Consider the following 626-nt stretch of genomic DNA (forward strand, 5'->3'; position numbering starts at 1 on the left):
AGGCCTGCGCGCCTTGCCTTTGTTGATGCATTCGACCTCCGGGGCGTGCCAGCTGTAGAGCTTGGGCTCGCCATCGACACGGCCACGCTGGGCGCTCTGCGCCACGATGCGTCGCGCCTTGTCGAGCACCTCGCGCAGCGACTGCCACAGGGCCTGCCCGGTGTGCGCAACCTTGCGCTCGATCTCGCGCGCCAAGCGCGCCACGATCGTGCGCTGCCGCGCAATCGCCCGGCGCATGCGTTTGAACTGCCGTGCGTGCGCATAGCGCCCCGCCTGGCGCGCCAAGGCTTGGCCTTCACGCTGGAATGTCTGCTTGAGTTTGATCCCCAGGTCCTTGGCCGCCTGCACGAGCTTGGTGCGCGCCGTCTCCAGCAGCCGGCTGTCGGTGGGGTGAGCGATCGCCTTCTCTTGCACGGTGCTGTCCACCGCCACGCACCTCAAGTCCTTGCGCTCGATGAGCTTGAGGGCTGCTGCCACGTTGATGGTCTGCGCCAAAAGCTCCTCCACCCCTTCTTCGCCCAGGAGTTGGCGAAACTTGACCAAGGTCGTCGCATCGCAGGGCAGCCGGTGCTCAAAGTACGCCTGCCCAGAGAAATACTGCCAGGTGGGGGTCTCGGCCCAGCGCT

1 protein-coding gene is annotated in these 626 nt (G+C 66.5%); it reads right to left on the reverse strand.

The window, feature by feature from the left end:
* A partial coding sequence (locus Taqua_RS13130; protein WP_144327004.1) for a transposase occupies positions 1–626 on the reverse strand: 626 nt, incomplete at both ends.

It is taken from the genome of Tepidimonas aquatica (assembly GCF_007556585.1).
GTDB lineage: Bacteria > Pseudomonadota > Gammaproteobacteria > Burkholderiales > Burkholderiaceae_C > Tepidimonas > Tepidimonas aquatica.